The 25,931-nt window shown below is 62.2% G+C and carries 22 protein-coding genes; 8 read left to right on the top strand and 14 right to left on the bottom strand.

All coding sequences use genetic code 11. The annotated features are described in order from the left end of the window. Positions 1 to 26: 26 nt before the first annotated feature. From J8G15_RS14745 to J8G15_RS14690, 12 genes are all read right to left on the bottom strand, one after another. On the bottom strand, positions 27 to 644 hold the full coding sequence (locus J8G15_RS14745; RefSeq protein ID WP_210542978.1) for a DJ-1/PfpI family protein: 618 nt from the start codon (positions 642 to 644) through the stop codon (positions 27 to 29). Positions 645 to 698: 54 nt separating this feature from the next. Continuing rightward, positions 699 to 3,785, bottom strand: coding sequence for an efflux RND transporter permease subunit (locus J8G15_RS14740; protein ID WP_210542976.1), 3,087 nt, complete (start codon positions 3,783 to 3,785; stop codon positions 699 to 701). Positions 3,786 to 3,797: 12 nt separating this feature from the next. Then, positions 3,798 to 4,988 carry an efflux RND transporter periplasmic adaptor subunit gene (locus J8G15_RS14735; RefSeq protein WP_210542974.1) on the bottom strand — a complete coding sequence of 397 codons (1,191 nt, stop codon included), beginning with the start codon at positions 4,986 to 4,988 and terminating at the stop codon, positions 3,798 to 3,800. A gap of 37 nt (positions 4,989 to 5,025) precedes the next feature. Then, positions 5,026 to 6,462: an efflux transporter outer membrane subunit gene (locus J8G15_RS14730; RefSeq protein ID WP_210542972.1), complete on the bottom strand. Its 1,437-nt coding sequence runs from the start codon at positions 6,460 to 6,462 to the stop codon at positions 5,026 to 5,028. Continuing rightward, positions 6,459 to 7,151, bottom strand: a complete 693-nt coding sequence (locus J8G15_RS14725) for a CerR family C-terminal domain-containing protein (RefSeq protein WP_210542970.1) — start codon at positions 7,149 to 7,151, stop codon at positions 6,459 to 6,461. Before J8G15_RS14725 ends, J8G15_RS14730 begins: the two co-directional genes overlap by 4 nt. A gap of 570 nt (positions 7,152 to 7,721) precedes the next feature. Further along, positions 7,722 to 8,435 (bottom strand): ABC transporter ATP-binding protein, encoded by a 714-nt coding sequence (locus J8G15_RS14720; RefSeq protein WP_210542968.1) that lies wholly within the window; start codon positions 8,433 to 8,435, stop codon positions 7,722 to 7,724. Between the two features lie 8 nt (positions 8,436 to 8,443). Further along, positions 8,444 to 9,688: an ABC transporter permease gene (locus J8G15_RS14715; RefSeq protein WP_210542965.1), complete on the bottom strand. Its 1,245-nt coding sequence runs from the start codon at positions 9,686 to 9,688 to the stop codon at positions 8,444 to 8,446. A 10-nt stretch (positions 9,689 to 9,698) separates the two neighbouring features. Further along, a complete protein-coding gene (locus J8G15_RS14710) occupies positions 9,699 to 10,967 on the bottom strand; it encodes an efflux RND transporter periplasmic adaptor subunit (RefSeq protein ID WP_210542963.1) in 1,269 nt (422 codons plus the stop codon). Between the two features lie 94 nt (positions 10,968 to 11,061). Beyond that, positions 11,062 to 12,345 carry a lytic murein transglycosylase gene (locus J8G15_RS14705; protein ID WP_210542960.1) on the bottom strand — a complete coding sequence of 428 codons (1,284 nt, stop codon included), beginning with the start codon at positions 12,343 to 12,345 and terminating at the stop codon, positions 11,062 to 11,064. Positions 12,346 to 12,392: 47 nt separating this feature from the next. Continuing rightward, positions 12,393 to 13,829: a coniferyl aldehyde dehydrogenase gene (locus J8G15_RS14700; RefSeq protein WP_210542958.1), complete on the bottom strand. Its 1,437-nt coding sequence runs from the start codon at positions 13,827 to 13,829 to the stop codon at positions 12,393 to 12,395. Continuing rightward, positions 13,826 to 14,581: a class II aldolase/adducin family protein gene (locus J8G15_RS14695; protein ID WP_210542957.1), complete on the bottom strand. Its 756-nt coding sequence runs from the start codon at positions 14,579 to 14,581 to the stop codon at positions 13,826 to 13,828. The genes J8G15_RS14700 and J8G15_RS14695 overlap by 4 nt, the downstream gene beginning before the upstream one ends. A gap of 545 nt (positions 14,582 to 15,126) precedes the next feature. Next, positions 15,127 to 15,702, bottom strand: coding sequence for an NADPH-dependent FMN reductase (locus J8G15_RS14690; RefSeq protein WP_210542955.1), 576 nt, complete (start codon positions 15,700 to 15,702; stop codon positions 15,127 to 15,129). Positions 15,703 to 15,823: 121 nt separating this feature from the next. Between J8G15_RS14690 and mnmG the strand changes: the two genes are divergently transcribed. The 8 genes from mnmG to J8G15_RS14650 all read left to right on the top strand — a co-directional run bounded on the left by mnmG (position 15,824) and on the right by J8G15_RS14650 (position 23,302). After that, on the top strand, positions 15,824 to 17,854 hold the full coding sequence (mnmG, locus tag J8G15_RS14685) for a tRNA uridine-5-carboxymethylaminomethyl(34) synthesis enzyme MnmG (protein ID WP_210542953.1): 2,031 nt from the start codon (positions 15,824 to 15,826) through the stop codon (positions 17,852 to 17,854). Beyond that, positions 17,854 to 18,534 carry a 16S rRNA (guanine(527)-N(7))-methyltransferase RsmG gene (gene rsmG / locus J8G15_RS14680; protein WP_210542951.1) on the top strand — a complete coding sequence of 227 codons (681 nt, stop codon included), beginning with the start codon at positions 17,854 to 17,856 and terminating at the stop codon, positions 18,532 to 18,534. The genes mnmG and rsmG overlap by 1 nt, the downstream gene beginning before the upstream one ends. A 112-nt stretch (positions 18,535 to 18,646) precedes the next feature. Next, positions 18,647 to 19,261: a LysE family transporter gene (locus J8G15_RS14675; RefSeq protein ID WP_210542949.1), complete on the top strand. Its 615-nt coding sequence runs from the start codon at positions 18,647 to 18,649 to the stop codon at positions 19,259 to 19,261. A gap of 90 nt (positions 19,262 to 19,351) precedes the next feature. Further along, positions 19,352 to 20,137, top strand: coding sequence for a ParA family protein (locus J8G15_RS14670; protein ID WP_210542947.1), 786 nt, complete (start codon positions 19,352 to 19,354; stop codon positions 20,135 to 20,137). A 58-nt stretch (positions 20,138 to 20,195) separates the two neighbouring features. Then, positions 20,196 to 20,747 carry an alpha/beta hydrolase gene (locus tag J8G15_RS14665; protein ID WP_210542945.1) on the top strand — a complete coding sequence of 184 codons (552 nt, stop codon included), beginning with the start codon at positions 20,196 to 20,198 and terminating at the stop codon, positions 20,745 to 20,747. A 14-nt stretch (positions 20,748 to 20,761) separates the two neighbouring features. Next, complete coding sequence (locus J8G15_RS14660; protein ID WP_210542944.1) at positions 20,762 to 21,703, top strand: ParB/RepB/Spo0J family partition protein; 942 nt, start codon at positions 20,762 to 20,764, stop codon at positions 21,701 to 21,703. 39 nt (positions 21,704 to 21,742) lie between these two features. Then, positions 21,743 to 22,471, top strand: a complete 729-nt coding sequence (locus tag J8G15_RS14655; RefSeq protein ID WP_210547604.1) for a trans-aconitate 2-methyltransferase — start codon at positions 21,743 to 21,745, stop codon at positions 22,469 to 22,471. An 81-nt stretch (positions 22,472 to 22,552) separates the two neighbouring features. After that, the gene (locus J8G15_RS14650) at positions 22,553 to 23,302 is read left to right on the top strand and encodes an HD-GYP domain-containing protein (RefSeq protein WP_210542943.1); all 750 of its coding nucleotides are present in this window, start codon (positions 22,553 to 22,555) and stop codon (positions 23,300 to 23,302) included. Positions 23,303 to 23,583: 281 nt separating this feature from the next. Here the strand turns inward: J8G15_RS14650 and J8G15_RS14645 are convergent, their stop codons facing one another. Both J8G15_RS14645 and J8G15_RS14640 read right to left on the bottom strand, forming a co-directional pair. Next, entirely contained in the window at positions 23,584 to 25,077 is a 1,494-nt protein-coding gene (locus tag J8G15_RS14645) for a wax ester/triacylglycerol synthase family O-acyltransferase (protein WP_210542942.1), read from the bottom strand. A 21-nt stretch (positions 25,078 to 25,098) separates the two neighbouring features. Then, complete coding sequence (locus tag J8G15_RS14640; RefSeq protein WP_210542941.1) at positions 25,099 to 25,848, bottom strand: triacylglycerol lipase; 750 nt, start codon at positions 25,846 to 25,848, stop codon at positions 25,099 to 25,101. Positions 25,849 to 25,931: the final 83 nt, after the last annotated feature.

Below are 25,931 nucleotides of genomic sequence, written 5' to 3'. Positions count from 1 at the left end.
ACTGACTAGTTGCACGCTGTCATCACTCACGGCTTGACGGGAACCCCCTCCAAATAGGGCGTGATGTGGCCCATGGCGCGGGTGACGTAGTCCTCTTTTTCTCCGACCGGCGCGACGTAGTGGATGGCGTTTTCGGCGGCGGCGAGGCCGGCCAGACGGGCGATGAGCCAAGTGGCGAGGTAGCTTGAGGCCAGGCAGCCGCCGGCCGTGGCCACGTTGCCGTTGGCAAAGAAGGCCTGATCGAGCACGGCGATACCGGCTTCTTCAGCCCACGGTTTGGTGGTGAGGTCGGTGCAGGCAGGTACGTTATCGAGCAAGCCGAGCTTGCCCAGAATGAGTGTGCCGGAGCATTGCGCGCCCAGCAGTTGGCGGGAGGGGTCCAGCTGCAGTTGCGCCATCAGGGCCGCATCGGCCGCAATCTCTCGGGTACGCATGCCGCTGCCGATGAGCACGGCGTTCGCCGCACTGGCCTCGGCCAGCGTGGCCTGCGCTTCAATCACCAAGCCGTTCATGGAGCGTATGCGCTCGGTGTTGCTGGCGATGGAGACGCGCCAACCGGGTTGCTTGACACGGTTGAGGATGCCCAGCGCGATGAGCGAGTCCAGCTCGTTGAAGCCGTCGAAGGTGAGGATGGCGATGTGCATGGCTTTGCAGATTTGGAGTGGCGGGAATCCCTTGTTTCAACAGGCGATTTTTTTCTACGCCTCCTTGGGCTTGCTTCCTCCCAAACCGCGCACCCAGCCAGCCCCGCGGCGGATGAGGTGCTCGATGTCGTCCACAAAGGTGAACACCGACGGAATCACCAACAAGCTGAGCACGGTGGAGGTCATCAGGCCACCGATCACGGCTACGGCCATGGGGCTGCGAAAGCTGGAGTCTGCCGCACCCCAACCCACCGCGATGGGCAGCATGCCGGCGCCCATGGCCAGGGTGGTCATGATGATGGGGCGTGCCCGTTTGTGGCAGGCGTCCAGCAGCGCTTCGGTGCGTGTCATGCCGTGGTCGCGGCGGGCGACGATGGCGTATTCCACCAGCAAAATCGAGTTCTTAGTGGCAATGCCCATGAGCATGATCAGGCCAATGAGCGAGGGCATGGAGAAGCTCTTGTCTGCCAGCAACAAGCCCACAAACGCACCGCCCAAAGACAGTGGCAGCGCCGCCAGTATGGTGACCGGGTGTAAGAAGTCCTTGAACAAGAGCACCAGCACAATGTAAATACACAGCACGCCCGTCAGCATGGCCAGGCCAAAGCTGGCGAACAGTTCACCCATGACCTCGGCGTCGCCGAGAGCAAGTTGTTTCACGCCGGGCGGCAGTTGGGTGATGCTGGGCAGTTTTTGTACGGCGTCGGTCACGTCGCCCAATTGCGCGCCAGACAGCTCCACTTCAAAGGTGACGTTGCGGGCGCGATTCAGGCGGTCGATCACGGCGGGGCCGCCGGTCATCTCCAGCGTGGCGACTTGGCTCAGCATGACCGGGCCGTGGGTGCCGGGCACGCTCAAGCGGCCCAGCACGCTGAGGTCCTGGCGGGCGGTGTCGGCCAGTTTGACCACGATGGGGACCTGGCGCTGTGACAGGTTCAGTTTGGACAGTGCCGAGTCATAGTCGCCCACGGTGGCAATGCGCAAGGTGTCGCCAATGGCGGCGCTGGTCACGCCCAGGTCGGCGGCGCGGGCAAAGTCAGGGCGCACGGCAATCTCTGAGCGGATCAAACTCGCGCTGGAGGCAATGCTGCCCAGGCCAGTAATGGTGCGCAGGTCTTTCTCCACGGCGGCGGCGGCTGTGGCCAGAGCCACGGGGTCTTCGCCAGTCAACACCAACTGGTATTTCTCGCCCGAGCCCCCCAGGCCGACTTTGCTGCGCACGCCGGGCAGCTCAGCCATGACGGCGCGGATGTTGTTCTCAATGCCCTGCTTGCGGGGGCGCTGGCCGCGGTCGGTGAGCAGCACGGTGAGCGTGGCTTTGCGCACTTCCGAGGCGCCGGGCGGGGCAAACGGGTCAGAGCCCGCCGAGCCGCCACCAATGGTGGTGTAAACACTTTTCACATGGTCCACGCGCATGACCAGTTGGCGGGCGGCCTCGGCGGCCTCGCGCGTTTGCGCCAGGGTGGAGCCGGGTGACAGCTCCACCATGACCTGGGTTTGTGAGTTGTCGTCGGGCGGGATAAAGCCTTTGGGCAACAGCGGAATCAGCATCAACGAACCAACGAAAAAGGCGCCGGCAGCGGCGGCCGTGATCCAGCGGTGTGTGAGGCACCAGCGGCTCCACACCATGTAGCGGTGCATCCACCAGGGTTCTTTGTGTTCGCGCGGACTGCGCCGCATGATGTAGGCGGCCATCATGGGCGTCAACATACGCGCCACGACCAGCGAGGCGAACACAGCCAGTGCCGCTGTCCAGCCAAATTGCTTGAAGAACTTGCCGGGAATACCGCTCATGAAAGCGGTGGGCAGAAACACGGCTATCAGCGTGAAGGTGGTGGCGATCACGGCCATACCAATCTCATCAGCGGCTTCCGTTGCGGCCTTGATGGGCGACTTGCCCATGTTCAGGTGGCGCTCGATGTTTTCGACCTCCACAATCGCATCGTCCACCAGCACGCCAATCACCAGTGAGAGCGCCAAAAGCGTGACCACGTTGATGGAAAAGCCGAGGTAGTGCATGCCGATAAAGGCCGGAATCACCGACAGCGGCAAGGCCACGGCGGACACAAATGTGGCCCTGAAATCACGCAGAAACAACCACACCACAATGACGGCCAGAATGGCGCCTTCGTACAACAGCGTCATGGAGCCGGCAAATTCTTCTTCCACCGGCACCACAAAGTTGAAGGCCTCGGTGAGCACCAGATCGGGGTGGGCCTGTTGTAACTCGGCCAACGCGATTTTGACGCCTGCACCCACCTCCACCTCGCTGGCGCCTTTGCTGCGGGTGATCTCAAAACCCACCACCGGTTTGCCGTTGAGCAAGGCCATCGAGCGTGGCTCGGCCACGGTGTCGGTGACTTCTGCCAACTGGTCCAGGCGCACGCGCTGGCCGCCGGACAGTGCAATCTGGATGCGGGCGAGTTCTTCTACCGTCTTGACGGTGGCTATTGTGCGCATGGGCTGCTCACTGCCGCCCAAGTCGGCCCGGCCGCCGGCACTCTCGGTCTGCACTTGTTTCAGTTGGCGCGACACGTCGGCCGCTGTGGCGCGAAGCGCCTGCAGCTTGAGCGGGTCCAGTGCGACTTCCACCTGGCGGGTCACGCCGCCGACGCGGCTGACGGAGCCCACGCCTTTGACAGCCAGCAGACGGCGCGACACGGTGTTGTCCACAAACCAGCTCAAGGCCTCGTCATCCATACTGGGCGCGCTGACGGTGTAGGCCAGCACGGGCGTGCCGGCCAGGTCAATCTTTTTGACCACCGGGTCGCGCACGTCAGCGGGCAGGTCGGCCCGCACACCTTGCACGGCGGAGCGCACATCGTCGACGGCCTCCTGCGTGGATTTCTCCAACCGGAATTCGGCGGTGATGGTGACGCCGCCGTCTTGCACCTTGGTGTAGATGTTTTTCAAGCCCTGCAAGGGGGCCAGCGCGTTTTCCAGTTTGCGGGCGACCTCGGTTTCCAGCTGCGCGGGCGCGGCACCGGGCAGCGAGGCGACGACGATGACGTTGGGCACGTCCAGGTCAGGAAAGTTCTGCACCTTCATGGCCTGAAAGGACAGCAGACCGGCAAAGGTCAGCAACACAAAGAGCATCACCGCCGGAATGGGGTTTTTGATGGACCAGGAGGAAACATTCATGGTGTCTGCTCCTTATTTACTAGCGGCTTGCGCAGGAGCAGTGGGCGCTGAAGGCTGATTTGGCTTGGAAATATCAACCACTTTCACCAAATCCCCCTCGCTCAGGAAACTGGCGCCACTGGCCACCAGCTTTTGTTCCAGCGTCACGCCGTTGACGATTTCCACCCGGTCGCCCACCATGGCGCCGGTTTTGACCTTGAGCTGGCTCACCCGGCTATTGGCATCCACTTGGTAGACGTAGCTGAAGCCGTCTCGCACCACCACGGCGGTTTGTACCACCGTCATGGCATTGACCTGGCCCAGAGCGATTTCGCCGCGCGCAAACACGCCGGGTTTGAAAGTGCTGGTGTGGTTTCTGGTTTGGGGTGCGCTGAAGTCCACGTAGACCAGGCCGTTGCGGGTTTGGGCGTCCACGGTGGGGGAAATGAGGCGCACTTTGCCCTCGGCGGTGTCACCACCGGGGGCAGTCAGCGTCACGCGGGTACCGGGTTTCACGCGGCCCAACTCGGCGGCGGTAACTTCACCGCGCCACTCCAAGCGACCTTGGCGAATCAGGCGGAACAGGTCAGCACCCGCACCCACCACGGCGCCCACGCTGGCGGTGCGGGCCGAGATGATGCCGGCGTCAGGCGCCACGATGCGGGTGTAGTTCAGGCGCAGTTGCTGCGCGTCTCGTTGCGCTTTGGCCGACTCCACGCGAGCTTTGGCCGTCATCTCACCGGTTAGAAACTGGTTGATTTGTTGCGCGCTCAAAGCACCTGTGCCTTGCACGGCGCGGGCGCGCTCGGCGTTGGCGGCGGCCTCAGCCGCGAGTGCAGTGGCTTCGGCCAGTGAGGCGCGGGCGAGGGCCAAGTCGGCCTGCACACCGTCGCTGGACAGGGTGGCCAGCAACTGACCGCGCTTGACGCTGTCGCCTACCTGGGCGTGCAACTCTTGAATGCGCAAGCCATTCACCTCGGCGCCCACGCTGGCTTCCTGCCAGGCGGCGACGCTGCCGTTGGCCAGCAGGGTGATGGGCATCTGGCCGGCGGTGGCTTGGGTGAGGCTGACGGTGAGCGACGGTTTGCCGGCTTTGGCGCTGTCGGCTGCAGTGGGGGCGTCGGCCGCATCGGAGCGGGTGGTCAGCAGGCCGAGGCCGCCCAGCGTTAGGAAGCTGGCCAGCACGAGGCCGAGGGTGAGGGGTTTGACGGTGAATGAGTTCATTGGGAGGGTCTCAACAATCGGTAGGGGGCGGGGTGGCTCAAGGGGCCGACGAAGGGGTGGCGGTGGACGGGTCAGGCGTGAAGGTGCTGCGGTCCCAGCCGCCGCCCAGGGTGCGGTACAGCGCCACCCAGGCCAGGTTGCGCTCCAGCGCCAAGCCGAGCAGGCCACTCTGCGCGGCCAAGGCCACGCGGCGGGCTTCTTCCAGCTCGACGAGGCTGGCCAGGCCTTGGTCAAAACGCACTTGGGTGGCGGCCAGCGACTGCGCATAGCCTTGGCGCGACACCTCGGCGTTGGCCTGGCGGGTGTCGGTGCTTTGCAGCTTGATCAAGGCGTCCTCCACCTCGCGCACCGCCTGGCGCACTTGGCTGCGGTAAGTGATCACCGCTTGCTGGTACTGGGTCTCGGCGAGGCTGATGTTGGCTACGCGCTGGCCGCCGTCAAACAGCGGCACGCTCACGGCCAATGGGCCAAAGGACCAGGTGGTCAAGTTGGTGGTGGTGCCGCCGGTGTTGACGCGCAAGCCGCCAATGGCGCCGTTCAAGGTCAGGCGGGGGTAACGCTGGGCCTTGGCGCTGCCCACTTGCGCGCTGGCCACCACCACGTCACGCTCCGCGGAGAACACGTCGGGCCGCTGTGTGAGCGTTTGCGCGGGTATGGTTGCTACTGAAAAAGGAGCGGCTTGTGCAGGTTGGACGAGGGCCAGGGCCAGTTTTTGTCTCAAAGGCGCTTCATCCATGCCGGTCAGCGCCACCAAAGCCTTGGTGTTCAGGTCGCAGCTTTCTTGCTTGCTGGTGACGCGGCTTCGGGCCTCTGCGGCACTGGCGCGGGCCAATGCTGCCATGGCGGGTGCTGTGAACCCGGCTCGGGTGCTGAGTTCAGTCAGACGGGCGGTGTCGGCACGGGATGCGGAGTCTGCCTGGGCCACAGTTAGCAACTGGGTGCAGGTGGCCAGTGCGTAGTAGGTTTGTGCCACTTCGGCGGCCACTGACACACGGGCGTTGTGCCACTGCGCCTGGGTGCCCTGCAACTGGGCGAAGGCAGCGTCGTTCACCGCCTTGTTGGCCCCGACCAAATCCAGTTCCCAGCTGGCTTGCAGCCCCACGTTGGCGCTGGTTGCCACCGGTGTGTTCGGCTGGCTGACCCCGCGGCTGATGCCGGCCGACGCGCTGGCTTGAGGTAGCAGCACTGCATTCGCCGCGGCTTGGTTGGCGCGCGCCTGAGCAATGCGGGTCAGCGCCTGCGCCATGGAAGGGCTCTGGGCCTGGGTGGCGTCAATCAGTTCGACCAGCAGCGGGTCGCCCTGGCGTTGCCACCAGTTGGCCAGTGATTGCACCCGGCCCTGGTGCGGCAGCGGCGCCTGCCACTGCGGCGCGGCCAGTGAGGGAACTTGCGTGGCCGGCATCATTACGCTGCAAGCGCTGAGCACCAGCGTGCTGCTGGCAACAGCCATGCCTTTGAAAAAGTGGGGCGTCATGGGGCGGTCTCTGGGTGGGGCGTGGGGGACGGCTGGGGCAGGACGATCTGGCGGCGCTGAGCTTCAGCGGCGACCATGGTCAAGGCGTATTCAAGCAGGCGATCGGTGTAGGCGTCGATGGCTTGCGGCGTGTCGTTCAAGCTGGGGCGAATGGTTCGGTACACGTCAGTAGAGAGCTGCAGCATCACACCCAAGCCCGCGATGGAGAACGCCAACCTGTGAATATCGTCGTCTACTGTGGTTGCCAGATGACGGCACAGGCCATCCACCAGCGCGAGGTGGGCGGGCTGAATGTTGTTTTCAATTTCGGCTTGCCACACCCCCGTGGGCTCCAGCATTTCGCGCATGAAAAGCTTCACACACTGCTGGGCGGCGTCGCTTTGTTTAAGGGGTTCTGTCATGGCCGTCAGCAGGCCTCGAATCGCCTCGGCCAGATTGGCAGCCGGTGCCAGTGCGACAGGCGGATTGATGCGCGGATCCTGAAACAAGGCGCGGTATAAACCGGCCTTGTCGCCAAAGTAATAGCTGATGGCCGACACATTCACCTGCGCCGCCAGCGCCAACTCGCGGATGGAGGTCGCAGCAAAGCCTTTTTCAGCAAACAAAGTCAGCGCCGCATCCAGCAGCCGTGTACGGGCCTCTTGGCCGTCAATTCTCAGTTCCTTGGGAACGGGGGTGTCAAGTTTCATGGCCGGGATCATACAACTCAATCAATCGTTTGATTTAATTGCTTGATTTGGCCTTTGCATCCTGCATGCCCACCACGGCGTGCGGTCGCCTCAAAGCGGGAGTGCGACTTTCTGAGGTCGACTTGTTGGCCGCCTACATTTTTTTGGCCAGAAGAACTTTGGCGCCATGGGACCCTGCGCGCTCTGCATGCAGAACGTTTGCCGCCAATTCGCAGCACTCACCCGGCAAAAAAGTCGCTTTTGAGTCCGAATACTGGAGAGAAAATTCGCCTTCTAAAACGACAAGACTGGCGGAAAATTCGTGTGTATGCAATGGGGCGTCTGTGTCAGAGGCGTATTCTTTTTGTTGAAAATCAGAGAACCCATTGGCAGACGCTCGCACTCGAAATTCAACTTCGTTCATACATCGTTCCTTCAGTTTTTTAGAGAGTGAATTCTTCAGCTTTCAAGAATTCATGTGGGTTGGATAGGCTGTTGATTGTGTGATTTTCTTGGAAATTGAATTTCCTTGCAGCCCTCGGAGTGGGCCGTGGCGTCGGCCATATTTGATATTTGGCAGATGCTGTATCGCTAGGCGACCGCGTTAGGGGCATCCCGCTCAACCTTGCCGTCCACCAACTCAATCGTGCGGTCGCACCGCTGAGCCAGGCGCGGGTCGTGGGTGACCACCAAAAATGAGGTTCCGAGGTCCGCGTGCATGCGGCGCATCAGCGCAAACACTTCGTCAGACGACGCCCGGTCGAGGTTGCCGGTGGGTTCGTCCGCCAAGACCAGGGGCGGTTGCATGACCAGCGCGCGGGCAATGGCCACGCGCTGTTGCATACCGCCAGAGAGTTCACCCGGGCGCTTGCCCATGGCATCGGACAGGCCCATGGCGGCCAGCACCTCTTGCGCGTGCTTGCGCTGCGCCGCGCTGACGGTGCCGTCGCGCATGAGGGCCGGCATGGTCACGTTTTCCAGGGCGGTAAAGGCCGGCAACAGGTGGTGGAACTGGAACACAAAGCCGAGTGCACAGCGGCGCTGCAGCGTCAGCGCGGCATCGTCCAGCCCGGCCACCTCCGTTCCTTGCAGGCGATAGCTGCCTTCGGTCATGGGCTCTAACAAGCCGATGATGTTGAGCAAGGTGCTTTTGCCCGAACCGGACGGGCCGATCAGCGCCACAAACTCGCCCACGCCCACCGACAAACTGATGCCATGCAATACCTCAGCCTCATTGGGGCGACCGATGTTGTAGCGCTTGCGCACCCCCTCCATGGCAATCAATGGAGCGTTACTCGGTGCCATGGTCGCCGTCAAATCCGGATTGCCTGGGCGGGGTCCAAAGCGGCAGCGCGCCGCGCCGGCGCGACGGCGGCCAACACGCCACACACGGTGGCGATGGCGGCAATCGATAGGGCCAACTGGGGTGAGAGGGAAATCACAAACAGCGGGAGGCCGTCAGAGCCGCGCACAAAGTGGGTAAAGGCTGCGATCAGGGCCAGGGCCAAGAAGATGCCCAGGGTCGAACCGAGCGCCCCCACGATGGCGCCTTGCAGCAAAAACACACGCTGAATCTGGCCCTGGGTGGCGCCCATGGCCCGCAGAATGCCGATTTCACGGCGCTTTTGCACCACCGACACGACCAGCACGCTGGCAATGCCCAAGACCACGACCACCATCACCACACCCCGAATCAGCGCCGTGCTGACAGACTGCGCGTTCAGGGCCGATACGAGTTGGGCATTGGCCTGCTGCCAGCCTTCTACCTTGTAGGGGAAGCGTTGCGCCAACTCGCCCGACAGTGCCGAAGCCGCCCAAACATCGGTCAGTGCCAAGTCCAAATTGGTGGCGCCCCCTGGAAGCCCCAGCAGGCTTTGGGCCGCGCGCAGCGGAACAATCACGGTGCGCCGATTCAGCTCGCGCACACCCAGGTCGACCAGGGCGGTGACCCGCACAGAGTCGACCACACTGCTACTGGCATTGGTGCCCCCCACAATGAGGCTCACCCGGTCCCCCACCCGCAGCCCCAAGTCGCTGGCCAGTTCACGCCCCAGGATCGCCTCGCCCGGGCCGAGTCGGGCGACACCGTCGACGACCTTGCTTCGCAGGCCCACGATGCGGTCATAGCGGTCCAGATCGACACCCAGCAGCGCGATGGCTTTGGATGCCTCACCCCGCTGCGCCAGGCCGGCGCCCGACACCATGGGCGAAACGGCCGCCACGTCGGGCATCGCCTCCAGCACGGGCACCAGTGCCTGCCAATTGACAATGGATCGCGGGCGCTGGGTGCGCGGTTGCACCTGCTGCAAGGTGGTGGTATTGAATGTATTTGGGCCTGTGGTGAAAGCCGCGTCCTCTGGCGCCGAGATTGTGATGTGGGCCTGGGCACCCAAGGTTTTTTCCAGGGTGTTGCGTTGCAAGCCGCTGATCAGTGCCGAGATATACGCCACCACGGCCACACCGGCGGCCACGCCGACGATGATCAACACGGTTTGCATGCGCCCCTCGCGCAGAAAACGCATCGCCACCTGAGCTTCAAAACCGATCCGGTACCGCATCGGGTTTTTCTCAGCGGCCCATGGCGTTGCTCATCGCTGCGCCGGCATCATCGCCAGCGCGCTTGGGCGTTGCAAACCCTGCTCTGGTGTCGGCCTTGACCCGTTGCCCCACGGCGGGCGTGGGGCTCAGCAAAATCACATCACCGGCGGCCAAACCATCCAGCACTTCCACCGCGTCGAGGGTGCGAAGCCCCAGTCGAACCGAACGCGCCACCACGCGGCCTTCTTGCGCCAGCCGCACGCTAGCGGTCGTGCCGCCAGCCTGGGCACCCAGGGCTTGTGCAGGCACCACCAACGCCTGGTCGCGTTGGCCGGTGACCAGCTCGACGGAGAGCGTCATGTCCTCGCGCAAAAAATCCGGCACCGGGCCCGACAGAATGAGTTTGACTTCCACGGCACCACGCTGCGCATCGACCACGGGTGCAATGAACTGCACTTTTGCATCGAAAGGCTGCTGCGCAAAGGCATCAGCTCGCATGACTGCCTTCTGGCCCAACTGCACCTGCGCCATGTAACGCTCATCCACCTGACCCACCAGTTGCACCGGGCTGTCCAGGGCCAAGGTCAGCAGGGCACGCCCGGGCTGAACAATCTGGCCCGGCTCCACGCCCCTCAAGAGCACCCGGGCATCGGCAGGGGCAGTGAGGGTGGCCTGCTCCAGACGTGCCTGGGCTGACGCCAGCGTTGCCTGGGCCTGCGCCACCTGTGCTTGCGCGCCGACCCAGTCAGCGCCTTGCCGTGCGTTGGCCTGCAGTTGGCCCAGGGCGGCATCGCGCTGTGCCGTGGCAACCGCGGCTGCGCGCTGTGATTCGTCCAAACGCGCGGCGCTGACAAAGTTACGGGCGACCAATTCTTGTGTGCGGGCAAGGTCCTTTTTGGCGGCAAGGAGCACCGACTCGGCCTGCTCCAGATTGGCCTGAACGGCACTGCGCCCCGAACTTTGGAGGGCAGCTAACTTGGCCTGTGCTTGGCGAACGCCGGCCTGCGCTTGGGCAAGCGCTGCTTGCAGCTCGTCGCTCTCCAGTTGCACCAAGATGTCACCCCGCTTCACCCGGGCGCCTTCGGCCACGTTGACCTGCGCCACGCGGCCGGTCAGGGTGGCGCCAATCTCAACCCGAGAGGTGCTGGCCACCCGCGCTGAAAACAGTAGAGTGCGGACCAAAGGCTGTGAATGCACCACCATGGCGGCAACTGCCGGCGCGCGCATCGTGTACCACGCAAAAGCCGCTGCGCCACTTGAGGCGGCCAATACAAGCAACAAAAGGGTACGGCGGTTCATAAAGGCATTGAACCATAGACGCATGGGGGCGACGGATTTTTCCTGGAGTGCTCCTCATCGTGATCCAAATAGGAGCGTTTTCCCCCGTCCCCACTCACTGCAGTCGTTGTAGCAACTCTAGCGTCGGGTAGCCGTCGGCGGGCAGGCTGAGGCTGCGTTGGTAGTCACGAATGCCGCTGCGGGTGGCGGGGCCCATGATGCCGTCGGGCGTGCCGCTGTCAAAGCCGCGGGTGTTGAGCGCGGTTTGCAGGTTTTTCAATTGGGTCCGTGTCAAGGCTTGCAGATCTCGCGGCCACGCCGTTTGCACGGCGGGGCCGCCCGCCAGCCGCTGGGCCAGCAGGCTTACCCCAAGGGCGTAGCTGGTGGAGTTGTTGTAGCGCAGGATGGTGCGAAAGTTGACGCCCACCAGAAAGACCGGGCCGCGTGCACCGGCGGGTAGCAACAAGGTGCCGTTGGTCAAAGCGGGCAACGTTTCGCCGTCCATGCTTTGTACGCCCTCGGCGGCCCAGTTGGATGCGGGCTGAGACGTGTCGGCTCGGGCGTAGTCAAAGCCGGTGGGCAGGCGCACTTCCACGCCCCAGGGTTGACCGCGTTGCCAGCCTGAGCGGGTCAGAAAGTTGGCGGTGGAGGCCATGACGTCGGGCAGGCTGCCCCAGATGTCGCGACGGCCATCACCGTCGGCATCGACCGCATAGGCCAAATAGTTGGACGGCAGAAACTGGGTTTGGCCCATGGCGCCGGCCCAAGAGCCAATCATGTCGACGCGGGCAATGTCACCACTTTGTAGAATTTTGAGGGCTGCTAACAACTGGCCCCGCGCCCAGTCTTCCCGCCGACCTTCGAAACCGAGTGTGGCCAAAGCGTCGATGGTGGGAATGTCACCCATAAAACTGCCGTAGTTGCTTTCCATGCCCCATATGGCGGCCAGGATTTCCATCGGTACGCCGTAGCGCCCCGGCACGCCATCAACTTCGACTGGCAGATTGCGCATCCGGGTCTGCCCACGGGCAACGCGCTGTGGCGAGACGGCGGTGTCCAGGTAGGCCCAGACGGTGCGGGTGAACTCGGGCTGGGCCTTGTCGGAGGTGATGACGTGCGGAATGAGTCGCACGGTGTCAAAGGCCTGGTGGAGCGTGGCCTCGGTGATGCCGGCAGCGCGGGCTGAAACGCTGAACTCGGCCACCCAGCGGGCGAATTTCGCGACGGAGTCGATCTCTGGCTCAGGGGCCGGCGCGGCGACTACGACTGGCGCAGGTATGACAGGGGCTAGGGCCTCGACAGGTGGCGCAGAGGCACAACCGCCCAGCGCGGCGAGGGTCAGCAGGGCGGGCGCGACCCAGCGGGGCGCTTGCGGCGATGGGCGGGAGTGTGTATGCATTCCCGCCATTTTCGTCGCACCCTGGCGTCCAGGCAGGCCCGTTCGCTTTAGCGAGTCAAAAACGCCAGGTACTTGGTGGCGAATTTGCCGTAGGGCGGCCACATGAATTTGAGGGCGCTCCAACCAGCCTGGTAGAACACGGGACGCAGCTTGCTGAAGGTGATGAAGCCTTCATAGCCATGGTAGTGGCCCATGCCGCTGTCGCCCACGCCGCCAAAGGGCAGGTCGTGTTGGGCGAGGTGGAAGAGGGCGTCATTGACGGTGACTCCGCCTGACATGACGCGGGTGAGCAGCATGTCGATGGTGGCTGAGTCGTTGCTGAACGGGTAGAAGGCCAGGGGGCGCGGGCCTTGGTTAATGGTGGCCACGGCGTCTTCAAGTCGGGTGTATTCCTTGATGGGCAGAATGGGGCCAAAAATCTCACGGGTGAGCAGCACGCTGTCCGCCGGGGCGTTGAGCACGAGGTGTGGGGCAATCTTGCGGGTGGCTGCGTCCCAGCGCGGGCCAGGGGTGAGCTGCACCAGCGTGGCCCCGCCCGCCTCGGCTTCTTGCAGGGCGGTGGTGAGGCGCAGAAAGGACTTGTCGTCAATGATGGCGGTGTAGTCGGGGCCGGCGATGGTGGGGTAACGCAGGCTGACGATGGCTTTGGCGGCGGCCACAAACGCGTCAGTCTTGCCCTTGGGCAGGTAGAGGTAGTCGACCGTGGTGCAGATTTGGCCGGCGTTCAGGAACTTCACAAACAGCAGGCGCTCGGCGGCTTTTTGCAGAGGGTAGTCGTCGCAGACCAAGGCCGGTGATTTGCCGCCCAATTCCAGCGTCACGGGGCACAGGTTTTGCGCGGCCGCCGCCATGACGGCTTTGCCGGTTTGGCCGGAGCCAGTGAATAGCAGGTGATCGAATTTGAGCTTGGAGAACTCGATGCCGACGCCGCCAATTTCGTCAAAGAAGGCCAGCTTGTCGCGTGGGAAATAGGCGGGTGATTTGTTGACCAGAAAACGTGCCAGATGGCGGGAGTTTTCCGACATTTTGACCATGGCCCGGTTGCCGGCGGCAAAGATGTAGACCAGCGGGAGGATGCTGAGGTTGATGGGGAAATTCCAGGGCACGATGCAGCCCACCACGCCCAGGGGCTGTGGAATGACGCGGTTTTTTCCGCCCAGGAAGTTGCGCAGGTCAACGTGGCGGCGCTGTGGTTTCATCCATTTTTTGAGGTGGCCCAGCGTGTGTTTGATGGCGTCCTGCGCAGGAAATATTTCCGCAAACAGGGTTTCGTGGCTGGATCGACTGCCGTAGTCGGCGTTGATGGCGGCGACCAGGCCGTCTTTGTTTTCGCGCACGAACTTTTGCAACTGCAGCAGGTCGGCGCGTCTCTGCTCCAGCGTGGGTACCGGTTGCAAAAAGTAGGCCGCCCGCTGCAGGTCAAGCGTGGCTTGCAAGTCAGTCTGAATCAGGCCCTGTTCAGCGGTGCTTGAGGCGGAGTTCATGTGTTGTACCCGGGGTTGCTTCGATCCAGTTTGCGCAAGAGTGCTGGCCAAGCCAGTGCGGCGCCCATGCCGGCGGTGGCGACTTTCATGACGCTGGCAATGCCGGCCACGATCTCCGGGTTAACCAGCGTGAGTTCGCCACCGGCTTGCGCGTCAATCTGGATGCGGCAGGTGTTCTCAAAGGTGTACATGGCGAGAAACGCAGTGGGTATGTCTTTGCCCACAGTGAGCAGACCGTGGTTGCGCAGCATCAGATAGCTCGCATCACCCAGGTCGGCCTGCAGGCGAGGCTTTTCGTCGTCGCGCAGGGCCACGCCTTCATAGTCATGGTAGGCCAGCGAGCCGAGCACAAAGGTGGATTGTTGGCTGATGGGCAATATGCCGCACTTTTGCGCGCTGACGGCAACTCCCGCTCGGGTGTGGGTGTGAAGCACGCAGCCCGCATCGTCGCGCGCCTGATGAATACAGCTGTGGATGTTGAAGCCGGCCGGGTTGACTGGAAAGGGCGACTCACTGAGCTTGTTGCAATCCTGGTCGATCTTGACCAAGCTGGACGCAGTGATCTCGTCAAACATCATTCCATAGGGGTTGATCAGAAAGTGGTGCTCGGGGCCGGGGATGCGGGCCGAAACATGGGTGAAGACCAAGTCGCTCCAGCCGTAGGCGGCCACCAGCCGGTAGCAGGCCGCGAGGTCGCAGCGCAGCGCCCATTCTTCGGGGCTGACCTGGTCTTTAAGAGAAGGGATTTGCATGACGTGCTCCGGGTGACTGGCGCCGAGGTAGTGGCGCTCAACCGGTAAGGGTAAACCGATGTGGGTTCTTTTGCTGTCCAGTGCAGGACAAATGCGGGTAATTGCTGGGGTGAAATAGGGGGGCTTGCCCATTGAAGCTGTCCGGCTGCTTTGTAATGCCTGGATGCATTATTGGCCTGTAGCGCTTATAAAACATGCGTAGATAGCTATTAAATACGTAGCAATTCTTACGCTGCAACCCCCACTCTCTCCCCAGCCCTCTCTCGCCCCGCCGGGCGAGAGAGGGCGCTCAACAGCCACATTTGGTCGGATGTTGGAAGATTCGCTGCGCCTTATCGAGCGGCCTCAACCTCGACCGCCCCCGGCCACTTAGAAAGTTAGCCTTCCCCTTTGAACTCAGCCCCGCACACAGCGTTGGCCACAAACGGCTGTTGAGCTCCCCTTTCCGCCCCGGCGGGGGTGGAGAGGGGCTGGGGGAGAGGGGGGGAAGAACAAGGCGGTTGAGATTCCCGGTCCTTGGTCAGGGCGTCGTGAGCCCGGAAAAGTCAGACCAGCCGTGAACTGGCCCACAACACCTGATCAACCACCGCCTGCACGCTAGCGCGGTGCGCTTCGCTCTTAAGCTGGCCTTGTTCATCAAAAGCCTGTCCGGCGCCGTTCAGCGCGAACTGCTTGGGAGCGATCCAGCATTGCATGTTTTGCATCAAAGGATTCAAGTGACTGAGGGAGCGCAAACCGCCCAGGCCACCGGGTGAGGCGCTCAGAAGGCCGACCACTTTTCCCTCAAATGGTTTGAAGCCATTGGCCCAGTCGGCGTGGCCTTTGACCGGGCTGGAGGCCCAGTCGATGGTGTTCTTCAGCAAGGCGGTGTAGCTGCCGTTGTATTCGGGTGAGCAAATGATCCAGGCCGGGTGCTCCCACATCAATTGCTTGAGGCGAATCACGTCGGCTGGGGTGCCTTGGGCTTCCAGGTCTGCGTTGTACAAAGGGATGTCCAGCGTGGACAATTCCAGCAGCGTGACCTCGGCGCCAGCGGCGCGGGCGAGGGTGGCGGCCTGGGCGGCCAGTTGGCGGTTGAAGGAGTGTTGGCGGGTGCTGCCCGCGAAGATCAGAGTTTTCATGCGGGCCATTGTGCCCGCCTGCCAAGCCAAAAATGGCCCACGCCGGTAAAATCGGGGTCTTCAGCCCCTACGGGCGCAGGGCGCGCTGCTTATCTCACGCCCCCACCACAGACTCATCACCATGCTTTATCCTGAAAATTTCGACGTTATTGTTGTCGGCGGCGGACATGCCGGCACCGAAGCTGCTTTGGCGGCCGCCCGCATGGGCTGCAAGACTTTGCTGCTCAGCCACAACATCGAGACGCTGGGGCAGATGAGCTGCAACCCATCCATTGGCGGCATTGGCAAAGGCCATCTGGTGAAAGAGGTGGACGCACTGGGCGGTGCCATGGCGGCGGCCACGGACGAGAGCGGTATTCAGTTCCGTATTCTTAATTCCAGCAAAGGCCCGGCTGTTCGCGCCACGCGCGCCCAAGCCGACCGGGTGTTGTACAAAGCGGCCATTCGGCACCGGTTGGAGAACCAGCCCAACCTCTGGCTGTTTCAGCAAGCGGTGGAAGACCTGATGGTGGAGGGCGACCGGGTGGTGGGCGCGGTGACGCAGGTGGGTGTGCAGTTTCGCGCCAAGACCGTGGTGCTGACCGCTGGCACCTTTCTGGACGGCAAGATTCATGTGGGCCTGAACAACTACGCGGCCGGCCGCGCGGGCGATCCGCCGGCTGTTTCCCTGAGTGCTCGCCTAAAAGAGCTGAAGCTGCCCCAAGGCCGCCTGAAGACCGGTACACCGCCGCGGCTGGATGGTCGCACCATTGATTTCAGCAAATGTGTGGCCCAGCCCGGCGACGGCATGCCCGGCGGCATGAGCCCGCAGATGCCGGTGTTCAGCTACATGGGCCGAGTCGAGCAGCACCCGGCGCAAATGCCGTGCTGGACCACGCACACCAATGAGCGCACCCACGAGATCATTCGCCGGGGCTTTGACCGCAGCCCCATGTTCACCGGCGTGATTGAGGGGGTGGGCCCGCGCTATTGCCCAAGTGTGGAAGACAAGGTCAACCGCTTTGCCGACAAAGACAGCCACCAGATTTTTCTGGAGCCTGAAGGCCTGACCACACACGAGTACTACCCCAACGGCATCTCGACCAGCTTGCCGTTCGATATTCAGTATGAGTTGGTCCGCTCCATGGTGGGCCTGGAGAACGCGCACATTCTGCGCCCCGGCTACGCCATTGAGTACGACTACTTTGACCCGCAGCAACTCAAAAGCAGCTTCGAGACCAAGGCCATCAAGGGCTTGTTCTTTGCGGGCCAGATCAACGGCACCACCGGTTACGAGGAAGCGGCCGCGCAAGGCCTGTTCGCCGGCACCAATGCTGCGCTGCAAGCGGGCGCCAAGACCGAGTGGTCGCAGGACACCTGGCTGCCCGGCCGGGATGAAGCCTACCTGGGGGTGTTGGTGGATGACCTGATTACCAAAGGCGTGAGCGAGCCCTACCGCATGTTCACCAGCCGGGCCGAGTTTCGTCTGCAACTGCGTGAAGACAATGCCGACGCCCGCCTGACCGAGGCGGGCCGCAAGCTTGGCCTTGTAGATGATGCCCGTTGGGACGCCTTCTGCAAGAAGCGGGATGCTGTTTCACGTGAAACAGAGCGTCTGAAAAGCGTTTGGGTGAACCCCAAAAACCTGGATGAAGCTGAAGCCGTACGTGTGCTGGGTAAGGCGATTGATCATGAATACAGCTTGGCTGACTTGTTGCGCCGCCCTGATGTGACCTACGCTGCCCTGATGACCTTGGCCGGTGGCAAGTACGCCAGCGCCGAGTTGACCACCCCTGTTTCACGTGAAACACAGGCTGAACTCACGGCAGATGCCGTGAGGGCGGCTGTGGTGATTGAGCAGGTGGAGATTGTCGCCAAGTACTCGGGCTACATCGACCGTCAGAGGGAGGAGGTGAGTCGCGCCTCCCATTACGAGCAAATGAGACTGCCCACGGAGCTGGATTACATGCAGGTGTCTGCCTTGAGCATCGAGGCGCGCCAGACCCTGAACAAGTTCAAGCCAGAGACCTTGGGGCAGGCGTCCCGCATCTCAGGCATCACGCCAGCCACCGTGTCGCTGCTGCTGATTCACCTGAAGAAGAGCCGGTTCAAGGGCTTTGTGTCGGAGAAGGGTGCGACTGAAGTGGCCGGCTCAGAAGCAGGAATAGCTTGATGCGGGCGCTGGAGGCTGAGCTGCGCCAGGGCTTGGCTGCTTTGAATTTGCCTTTGAGTGATGAGCAGGTCACCCGACTGTTGGACTACATGGCACTGATTGAGAAGTGGACCAAGGTCTACAACCTGACTGCCGTGCGAAACCCGGTCGAGATGCTGACGCACCACTTGTTGGATAGTCTTGCTGTGATTGCACCCTTGCGCGCACAACTGGCGAGTACCGGTATTCAGGCGCAGACTGAGGCGTCGAGTGGCAAGTTGCGCTTGTTGGATGTCGGGTCAGGCGCGGGCTTGCCCGGCGCGGTGATTGCCATTTGCTGCCCGGACATTGCCGTGGATTGCGTGGATACCGTCGCCAAGAAGGTGGCGTTTATTCAGCAAGTGGCTTTGGGGCTGAAGCTGCCCAACTTGCGTGGCGTGCATGCGCGGGTTGAAAACCTCACCGACGAGTACGCGGTGGTGAGCTCCCGCGCCTTTGCCTCGCTGGTCGATTTCACCCAATGGTCGATGGCTGCCTTGGCAGAGAACGGTATCTGGATGGGCATGAAGGGCAAGAACCCGGCCGAGGAAATGGCCGCCTTGCCCGCCAGCGTGAATGTGTTTCACGTGGAACAATTGACCGTGCCTGGTCTGGATGCCGAGCGCTGCATCATCTGGATGCGCGCAGCCGACGCACACTGAGTGCAATTGCAGGCTCGCCGGTCGGGTGCTGCAAGACGGTGAAGGGCACCAAATAGTTTGAGAATCAGGTGGCGGCGCTTAAACTCGCCCGCTCCACTTGAAAGACCTCCTCATGTTCGGCATCGCAGACTACGGCGCTTTTGTTGTCGCCATCATTGTGTTTCTGATGATTCCCGGTCCGGGCAATCTGGCCTTGATCACATCCACCAGCAAGGGTGCGGTGCGCGGCGGTTTGGCGGCCACACTGGGTGTCATCGTCGGTGACCAGGTTTTGCTGTGGCTGGCGGTAGCAGGCGTCGCGACTCTGCTGGCCACTTACCCAAAGGCGTTTCAGGCGGTGCAGTGGGCGGGTGCTGGCTACCTGGCCTGGTTGGGCGCCAAGATGCTGCTGGCCAAACCGGGCGCTGGCCCCATCATTCACATCAAGCCGCACCACTACCTGCGCCAGGCCATGATGATCACGCTGCTCAACCCCAAGGCGATCGTGTTCTATATGGCGTTCTTCCCCTTGTTTGTCGATCCGGTCCGCCACCAGGGTGTGATGACCTTTGGCGTCATGGCGGCCACCATTGCTGCGCTGACCTTTGGCTACGGGTTGACCGTGGTGCTGCTGACGCACTACCTGGCAGAGCGCCTGCGGGCCAATCCCATGATCTCTCGCACGCTGGAAAAGGTGGCAGGATTGTTCTTGATTGGATTTGGTGTGAAATTGGCCCTGTCGCGCTAGTCGCTTGAATTTACACTTGCGGGGTGTTTCACGTGAAACATCCCGCAAGCTCTCCCCGATCTCTCACTCTTTCTTTCAAGTACCTACCTTATGGCCAAAATATTCTGCGTTGCCAATCAAAAGGGTGGCGTTGGCAAAACCACCACCACGCTCAATCTGGCGGCGGGCTTGGCCAAGATCGGACAACGGGTGTTGATGGTCGACCTGGACCCGCAGGGCAATGCGACCATGGGCTCGGGTGTGGACAAGCGCAAGCTGGAACTCACCATTTATGACGTGTTGCTCGAGTCCGCCACGGTGGCAGAGGCCCGCGTGAAAAGTGCCAAACTGGTGGACGCCGGGTGCAGCTATGACATTCTGGGCGCTAACCGGGAGTTGGCCGGAGCTGAGATCGAGATGGTGGGCCTGGAGCGGCGTGAAACCCGAATGAAAACGGCGCTGGCCGCTGTCGTGGACGAATATGACTTCATCCTGATCGATTGCCCGCCCAGCCTGTCAATGCTGACTCTCAATGGTTTGTGCAGCGCCAACGGCGTGATAGTGCCCATGCAGTGTGAGTACTTTGCGCTGGAAGGGCTCACTGATTTGGTCAACACGATCAAGCAAGTGCACGCCAATTTGAACAAGGAACTGGTCATCATTGGATTGCTGCGCGTCATGTTTGATCCGCGCATTACCCTGCAAAGTCAGGTGAGCGAGCAGCTCAAATCACACTTTGGCGGCAAGGTGTTTGACACCGTCATTCCTCGCAATGTGCGCTTGGCCGAAGCCCCCAGTTATGGCGTGCCAGGCGTGGTGTTTGATCCGCTAAGCAAAGGCGCGCAAGCCTTCATCGCCTTCGCCAGCGAGATGGTGGAGCGGGGCAAGAAAATATAAAGAATTTGGCTGCTACCTCAGGTACAGCCTGCACAAGCAACTATCAAAACCATAGCAAATGAAGCCGTCCAACATTCTGATCCTGCCCGGCTGGCAAAACTCCGGCCCCGACCATTGGCAAAGCTTGTGGGAGCGGGACTTGGGCTACCAGCGGGTTGAGCAACACGACTGGATGCGTCCGCTGCGCGGCGACTGGATTTCCCGTCTGGAAGATGTGGTGCTGTCCTGTGACGAGCCGGCCGTTCTGGTCGCCCACAGCCTGGGTTGTTTGCTGGTGGCGGCGTGGGCCTCCCACTCGCGCAACACACACCGGGTCAGAGCGGCCTTTTTGGTGGGCCCCGGTGATGCCGAACAAGAAGCCTTGCGCCCGGTGTTGACCAGTTGGTCGCCCGTGCCCCTGCAAACTCTGCCGTTTCCCTCCGTGCTGGTGGGCAGCCAGAACGACCCATACTGTAGTTTTGAGCGCGCCCGCGCCTTTGCCAGCGCCTGGGGCAGTACCTTTGTGGATGCCGGCCCGCAGGGTCATCTCAATGCCGAATCCGGCCTGGGTGACTGGCCGGCTGGCACCGAGTTGCTGGCACCGCTGCTGACCTTAACCCCCCTTAATTAAAGAGTGAGACAAACATGGTCACGAAAAAACCAAAAGGCCTAGGCCGCGGACTCGAAGCTCTGCTGGGCCCCAGAGTGGCCGATGGCGCGTCGCTGGATGACACCCACTCCGGCGAGGCAACTCCGGCGCTGCCGTCCACCTTGATGCTCACCGACATGGTCCCTGGCATGTACCAGCCGCGCACACGCATGGACGAGGGCGCGCTGTACGAGTTGGCCGAATCCATCAAGGTACAGGGCATCATGCAACCGATTCTGGTGCGCCAGCTCAAAGAGGGCGACAACCAGGGCAAATACGAAATCATTGCCGGTGAGCGTCGTTTCCGCGCCGCCAAGCTGGCCGGTCTGGACAGTGTGCCCGTGCTGGTGCGCGACGTGCCCAACGAGTCGGCCGCCGCCATGGCGCTGATCGAGAACATTCAGCGTGAAGACCTCAACCCGCTGGAAGAAGCGCAGGGCCTGCAACGCTTGGTGAAAGAGTTTGGCCTGACGCACGAGCAGGCTGCGCAAGCGGTGGGGCGCTCGCGCAGCGCCGCCAGCAACCTGCTGCGCCTGTTGAACCTGACCGACCCGGTGCAAACCATGCTGATGGCGGGCGACATTGACATGGGCCATGCCCGTGCCCTGCTGATGCTGGACCGGGGTGCGCAGGTCACGGCTGCCAGCCAGATTGCCGCCAAAAAAATGTCAGTGCGCGAGGCCGAAAGTCTGGTGAAGAAGCTCAGCGCCGAATTCTCCCTGACGGCTACCAAGCCGAAGAAAGAAAAGTCCCGAGACATGAAGCGGGTGGAAGAAGAGTTGTCTGATTTGCTGATGGCCGAGGTCGAGATTCGCGTCAAAAAGCGGGTCAAGCGGGCAGGGCGCATGGAGGAGCAGGGTGAACTCAGCATCCAGTTCGGCTCACTCGACGAGTTGAACGGCTTGCTGGACAAGCTCAACCGCGCCGCCACGCGCTAAAGCCCGCCAGCCGTGGCCAAGCTGCCTCGCCAGCCCTTGATGTGGCCGCTGCCTGCCGTGCTGTCCTGGGCGCTGTCCTGGGCCGTTTTCGGCGGCTTGCAGCGCCTGGGGGTTGCGACTGTGGTGGCACTCGCTGTGGCTTGTGCCACAGGCGTAGGCTTCAGCCTGCTGGGCCCCACCTGGTGGCGCCGGCTGATGATTGGGCTGGGCTTTCCTTTGTCATTGGTCTTGTCGGGTGTGGTCAGCCTGCCGGCCTGGGCCTGGCTGCTGCCGCTGGCCTTGCTGCTTTTGATCTACCCGCTCAATGCGTGGCGTGACGCCCCGCTTTTCCCCACGCCCTCCAATGCCTTGAAAGACCTCGCGGCAAACGCCCCCTTGCCAGCCGGTGCGCTGGTGCTGGACGCAGGTTGTGGCCTGGGCCACGGGCTCAAGGCCTTGCGCCAAGCCTACCCGCAGGCGAAGCTGCAAGGGCTGGAGTTCTCTTGGCCGTTGCGGGCCCTGTGTGCGCTGCGCTGCCCTTGGGCCCGCGTGCGCCAGGGCGACATCTGGCGGGCCGGTTGGCAGTCTTACGCCATGGTCTATGTCTTTCAGCGACCCGAGAGCATGGCGCGCGCCATGGCGAAGGCGCAGGCTGAACTGGCCCCTGGCGCCTGGCTGGTCAGCCTGGAATTTGAGGCGATCGACTGGGAACCTGCGACGCGGCTGCAGTGCCCCGACGGGCGAGCGCTGTGGTTGTACCAAGTGCCGTGTCAGACCCGCTTGCGCTGAGTTCGCAGGCCGCCATAATGGCGGGTACCTTCTGCCCACACCTTGATGGCGGGACAGGAATGACCACTACCTAGGAACCCCATGGTGAACCCCATTGACCAGCGCCCCGAGCGGCGCGCAGACCCTACGCGCACGGCCATGGCAGTGGCCCTTTTTGCGATGGCGTCATTGACTGAAACCCGCGACTCTGATTCCGACGGCCACATTCTGAGGGTGCAGCACTACCTTCAGGCACTGGCCAAACGCTTGAGCGCCCACCCGCGCTTCACGGCACGATTGACCGACGACTACATCGATGATCTTGCTCGATCGACGCCGCTGTATGACATGGGCACCATTGGCATTCCCGACCGCATTTTGCTCAAACCCGGCCGTCTCACACCGCGTGAATATGAAATCATGCAGACCCACACCACATTGGCCTACGAGGCCATTGTCCGGGCTGAGCAAATCCTGGGCTTGCACGCTGAGCAGCTTCAGTTGGTGAAAGAGCTGGTGCACTCGCACCATGAGAAGTGGGACGGCAGTGGCTATCCCAGAGGCTTGTCGGGTGACGCCATTCCCGTGTCGGCCCGTTTGCTCGCCGTTGCCGACGTGTACGACGCGCTGATCTCAGACAAGGTCTACAAATCTGGCGTCAGCCACGACAAAGCGGTGGGCATCATTTTCCAGGGACGGGAAAGCCACTTTGACCCCGACATGGTCGACGCCTTCATGGACATTGAGGCCGAGTTCAACGCCATCGCACAGACTTACGCCGACTCCGAGCAGGACATGCAAAAGAAGATCGACTACCTGGCCAACGCCATCGCCGAAGACGCCGAGATGTAAACGCCGCGGGCCTCCTCGGTCATCGGCTCGGTCCCGAGAGGTGCAAGGCGGCCTTGGGCAGATGGCTGTAACGACTTGGTGGCGCAAGTGCGGCGCATACCGCCCGTCCATAGAAACCGAACGGTTAAAAACAACAGCTGAAGTTGGAAACTTCGGGGGACTCCTCTAACGCGCCATTCCAGTAGTTTTGGGTATCAGCGCCGGTCGACTCGCTGCCCTTGCCGATGGGGCGTATTCCTCCGCTTCCAACCCTGCCCTGCATTTTTCGACTGACCAGGGAACTATGCCGGCGAGACCTTCTTCTTGGCCACTTTTTTGACCCTCGCTGCGGGGGTTTTTTGGGTTCTGCCGACTGCGCGCGGCGCGGCATTCGCCAGCGCAAATAGTTCCTGGAAGCTGTCGCGCAGGCACTGCGCAAAGACGGCGGGGTCCGGCAATTGCTCGGCACACGCGGTGAAGGAGATGGCAATCTGGTCGTTGTAGCCGGTAACCGAGAAGACCAGCCCCATCCCATCCGAAATCGGCATGATGGCCGACATGTGCGTCAATCGCGCGCCTTGCAAATAGAGAGGCATTCGTGCCCCAGGGACATTGGTGATCGTGCAATTGGCCAGCGGTACCCAGTTGCCAAGTTGGGCCGAGGCCGCTCGCAGCATCTTGCTGGTGGCGGCAATAGCCACCGAAGGCGCGTGTTGGGCCAGATTGCTCAACTCCCTCGCGCTGACGGCCTGCGCCATCACCGCTGAGGAGGAACTGGCAGCCTGGATGGCAGCCAGTCGCTCCACGGGGTCCGCCAAATGGGTGCTCAGGGCCACGCGCACAAAGGCGTAATTGGACCGTCGCTCGGACGGCTCGCCGCTGCGCACGGTAATCGGTGCCGCGGCGACCAAACTGGTATCGGGCAATTCGTCCTGCAGGTCCAGGTAGCGCCGCAATCCACCGCCGCAGACGGCCAGCACGACGTCGTTCACCGTGGCCGAGGGGACCAGGGCACGGATGGCCCCAAAATCCTTCAACGCAAACCGGCGCGTCTCATACACGCGAGAGGATGACACCTCGGTATTGAAGCGTGTCATCGGAAACTCGTTCGGTCGGGTCAAGAACTCGCCGGCGAGGGTTTTTACGGCCGCCTGAAAGGAGGCCCACTGGGTTCCGACCAGTTGAGCGGCGCGCAGAGGGAACGTGACGAGATTCAAGCCCGTCAGACAAAAAAGAAGCAAGTTGCCGGGGGCTTCCTCCGGAAACCAGGGCGCGGGCGGGGGAGGGGGCGCCGTGGTCGGTGTGAGATCGTGCAACAAGCTGGTGATTTCGGCGCCACTGGCCATATTGATGGCCGCGTGATGGATCTTGATCAGCACGGCAAAGCTGCCCACCGGCAGGTCAAGAAAACTGTCCAGCCCTTCAATGACATACATCTCCCACAGCGGTCGCTGCAAATCCAGCGGACGGGTGTGAATGCGAGCGCACTGAATACAGAACTGGCGCCAGTCACCCGGCTTGGGCAGCGCAATATGGTGAACATGGTGGTTGATATTGAAGTTCGAATCCTCAATCCAGTAGGGGTAGTCGAGATCCAGCGGCACCCGCAGAATTTTCTCGCGCAGATGCGGCAAGCGCTCAAGACGACTCGTGACGTGAGCCTGAATTTGTTTAAATCGAACCACGCCACCTGGCGCCGTGGACTGGTCGTAGATGTGAAGCAGTGTGACGTTGGAGTTGGCGTGGGCGCTGTCCGAATAGATAAAGGACGCATCGTGCTCGCTGAGTTGACGCATAGAGAGCTTTCGTAACAGGTTTCAATTCGCGAGACTGGGCGCCTCGTCGGGCGCAGGGCAACTGGTCAATTGCAGCACCCGCGCGAGCATGCCCTTGGGCTGAAACGGTTGCCAATCGCCTTCTGGCTGCGCCAGACGGTCAGCCACAATGGCCAAAACGATGCCATTGAAACCCAGTCCGATATGGCTTCCCGCCACCTGGATGTTTTCATGCAGGGCGGCGTCACCATCAATTGTGGCCTCCTGAGGAGGCACCACGCCATCGCTCAAGGAGTACAGGCAACTGGTGGGAATCGGCAGTCGCTGGCGCTCGCGCATCGCCTTGGCGCGCGGCTTCATGATGTGCGCCGCGGTGCCCAGGCGATGCGACACCAGGCGATAAATTGCTTTCAGCGCAGGGGGTGAGCGGCTGTCTCCGTGATCGACGCTGACGGGGCTACCCAATGTGACGATCGAACGTACGCATTCCATCGCGCTTTCGGCGCCATAGAACGAAAAGACCCCGCCCAAACTCCAGCCCACCAGGCTCACCTTGCGACCCGTGATGTGATGCAGGTAGCGAATCTTTTGAGGCAACGCGTTCGCGTGTTTGCCCCGAAAACCGACGTTGCGCCCCAGCCCCCAGGTGTGCACGTCATAGCCCTTTTTCCGTAAAAATAGCTTGAGGGCGATAAGCGTGGACTCGCCGGCCATAAAGCCCGGTAGCAACAGCACCGGATGTCCGTCGCCGCGGGGTGCCTCCATCAGCAGGGGGAGTGAGGCGGGCAGCATCGCCATTTCCAGAAGACCTCTGGGCTCCATAAGGGAGCTAAATAGGAGCGGCGAGCCCACGTGAGGGTGCCGAACAACGGCGC

Source organism: Rhodoferax sp. PAMC 29310, assembly GCF_017948265.1.
Classification (GTDB): Bacteria; Pseudomonadota; Gammaproteobacteria; order Burkholderiales; family Burkholderiaceae_C; genus Rhodoferax.
Note: the sequence above shows the minus strand (reverse complement) of the source record. Positions and strands in the feature narration are given on the sequence as shown.

Coding starts and splice junctions, on each gene's coding strand:
- J8G15_RS14675 (WP_210542949.1), top strand. CDS start 18,647: ATGTTCGGCATCGCAGACTACGGCGCTTTTGTTGTCGCCATCATTGTG.
- J8G15_RS14730 (WP_210542972.1), bottom strand. CDS start 6,462: ATGACGCCCCACTTTTTCAAAGGCATGGCTGTTGCCAGCAGCACGCTG.
- J8G15_RS14645 (WP_210542942.1), bottom strand. CDS start 25,077: ATGCGTCAACTCAGCGAGCACGATGCGTCCTTTATCTATTCGGACAGC.
- J8G15_RS14700 (WP_210542958.1), bottom strand. CDS start 13,829: ATGAACTCCGCCTCAAGCACCGCTGAACAGGGCCTGATTCAGACTGAC.
- J8G15_RS14650 (WP_210542943.1), top strand. CDS start 22,553: ATGGTGAACCCCATTGACCAGCGCCCCGAGCGGCGCGCAGACCCTACG.
- J8G15_RS14665 (WP_210542945.1), top strand. CDS start 20,196: ATGAAGCCGTCCAACATTCTGATCCTGCCCGGCTGGCAAAACTCCGGC.
- rsmG (WP_210542951.1), top strand. CDS start 17,854: ATGCGGGCGCTGGAGGCTGAGCTGCGCCAGGGCTTGGCTGCTTTGAAT.
- J8G15_RS14655 (WP_210547604.1), top strand. CDS start 21,743: ATGTGGCCGCTGCCTGCCGTGCTGTCCTGGGCGCTGTCCTGGGCCGTT.
- J8G15_RS14735 (WP_210542974.1), bottom strand. CDS start 4,988: ATGAACTCATTCACCGTCAAACCCCTCACCCTCGGCCTCGTGCTGGCC.
- J8G15_RS14710 (WP_210542963.1), bottom strand. CDS start 10,967: ATGAACCGCCGTACCCTTTTGTTGCTTGTATTGGCCGCCTCAAGTGGC.
- J8G15_RS14690 (WP_210542955.1), bottom strand. CDS start 15,702: ATGAAAACTCTGATCTTCGCGGGCAGCACCCGCCAACACTCCTTCAAC.
- J8G15_RS14740 (WP_210542976.1), bottom strand. CDS start 3,785: ATGAATGTTTCCTCCTGGTCCATCAAAAACCCCATTCCGGCGGTGATG.
- J8G15_RS14640 (WP_210542941.1), bottom strand. CDS start 25,848: ATGCTGCCCGCCTCACTCCCCCTGCTGATGGAGGCACCCCGCGGCGAC.
- J8G15_RS14705 (WP_210542960.1), bottom strand. CDS start 12,345: ATGCATACACACTCCCGCCCATCGCCGCAAGCGCCCCGCTGGGTCGCG.
- J8G15_RS14745 (WP_210542978.1), bottom strand. CDS start 644: ATGCACATCGCCATCCTCACCTTCGACGGCTTCAACGAGCTGGACTCG.
- J8G15_RS14695 (WP_210542957.1), bottom strand. CDS start 14,581: ATGCAAATCCCTTCTCTTAAAGACCAGGTCAGCCCCGAAGAATGGGCG.
- J8G15_RS14715 (WP_210542965.1), bottom strand. CDS start 9,688: ATGCGGTACCGGATCGGTTTTGAAGCTCAGGTGGCGATGCGTTTTCTG.
- J8G15_RS14660 (WP_210542944.1), top strand. CDS start 20,762: ATGGTCACGAAAAAACCAAAAGGCCTAGGCCGCGGACTCGAAGCTCTG.
- J8G15_RS14725 (WP_210542970.1), bottom strand. CDS start 7,151: ATGAAACTTGACACCCCCGTTCCCAAGGAACTGAGAATTGACGGCCAA.
- mnmG (WP_210542953.1), top strand. CDS start 15,824: ATGCTTTATCCTGAAAATTTCGACGTTATTGTTGTCGGCGGCGGACAT.
- J8G15_RS14720 (WP_210542968.1), bottom strand. CDS start 8,435: ATGGCACCGAGTAACGCTCCATTGATTGCCATGGAGGGGGTGCGCAAG.
- J8G15_RS14670 (WP_210542947.1), top strand. CDS start 19,352: ATGGCCAAAATATTCTGCGTTGCCAATCAAAAGGGTGGCGTTGGCAAA.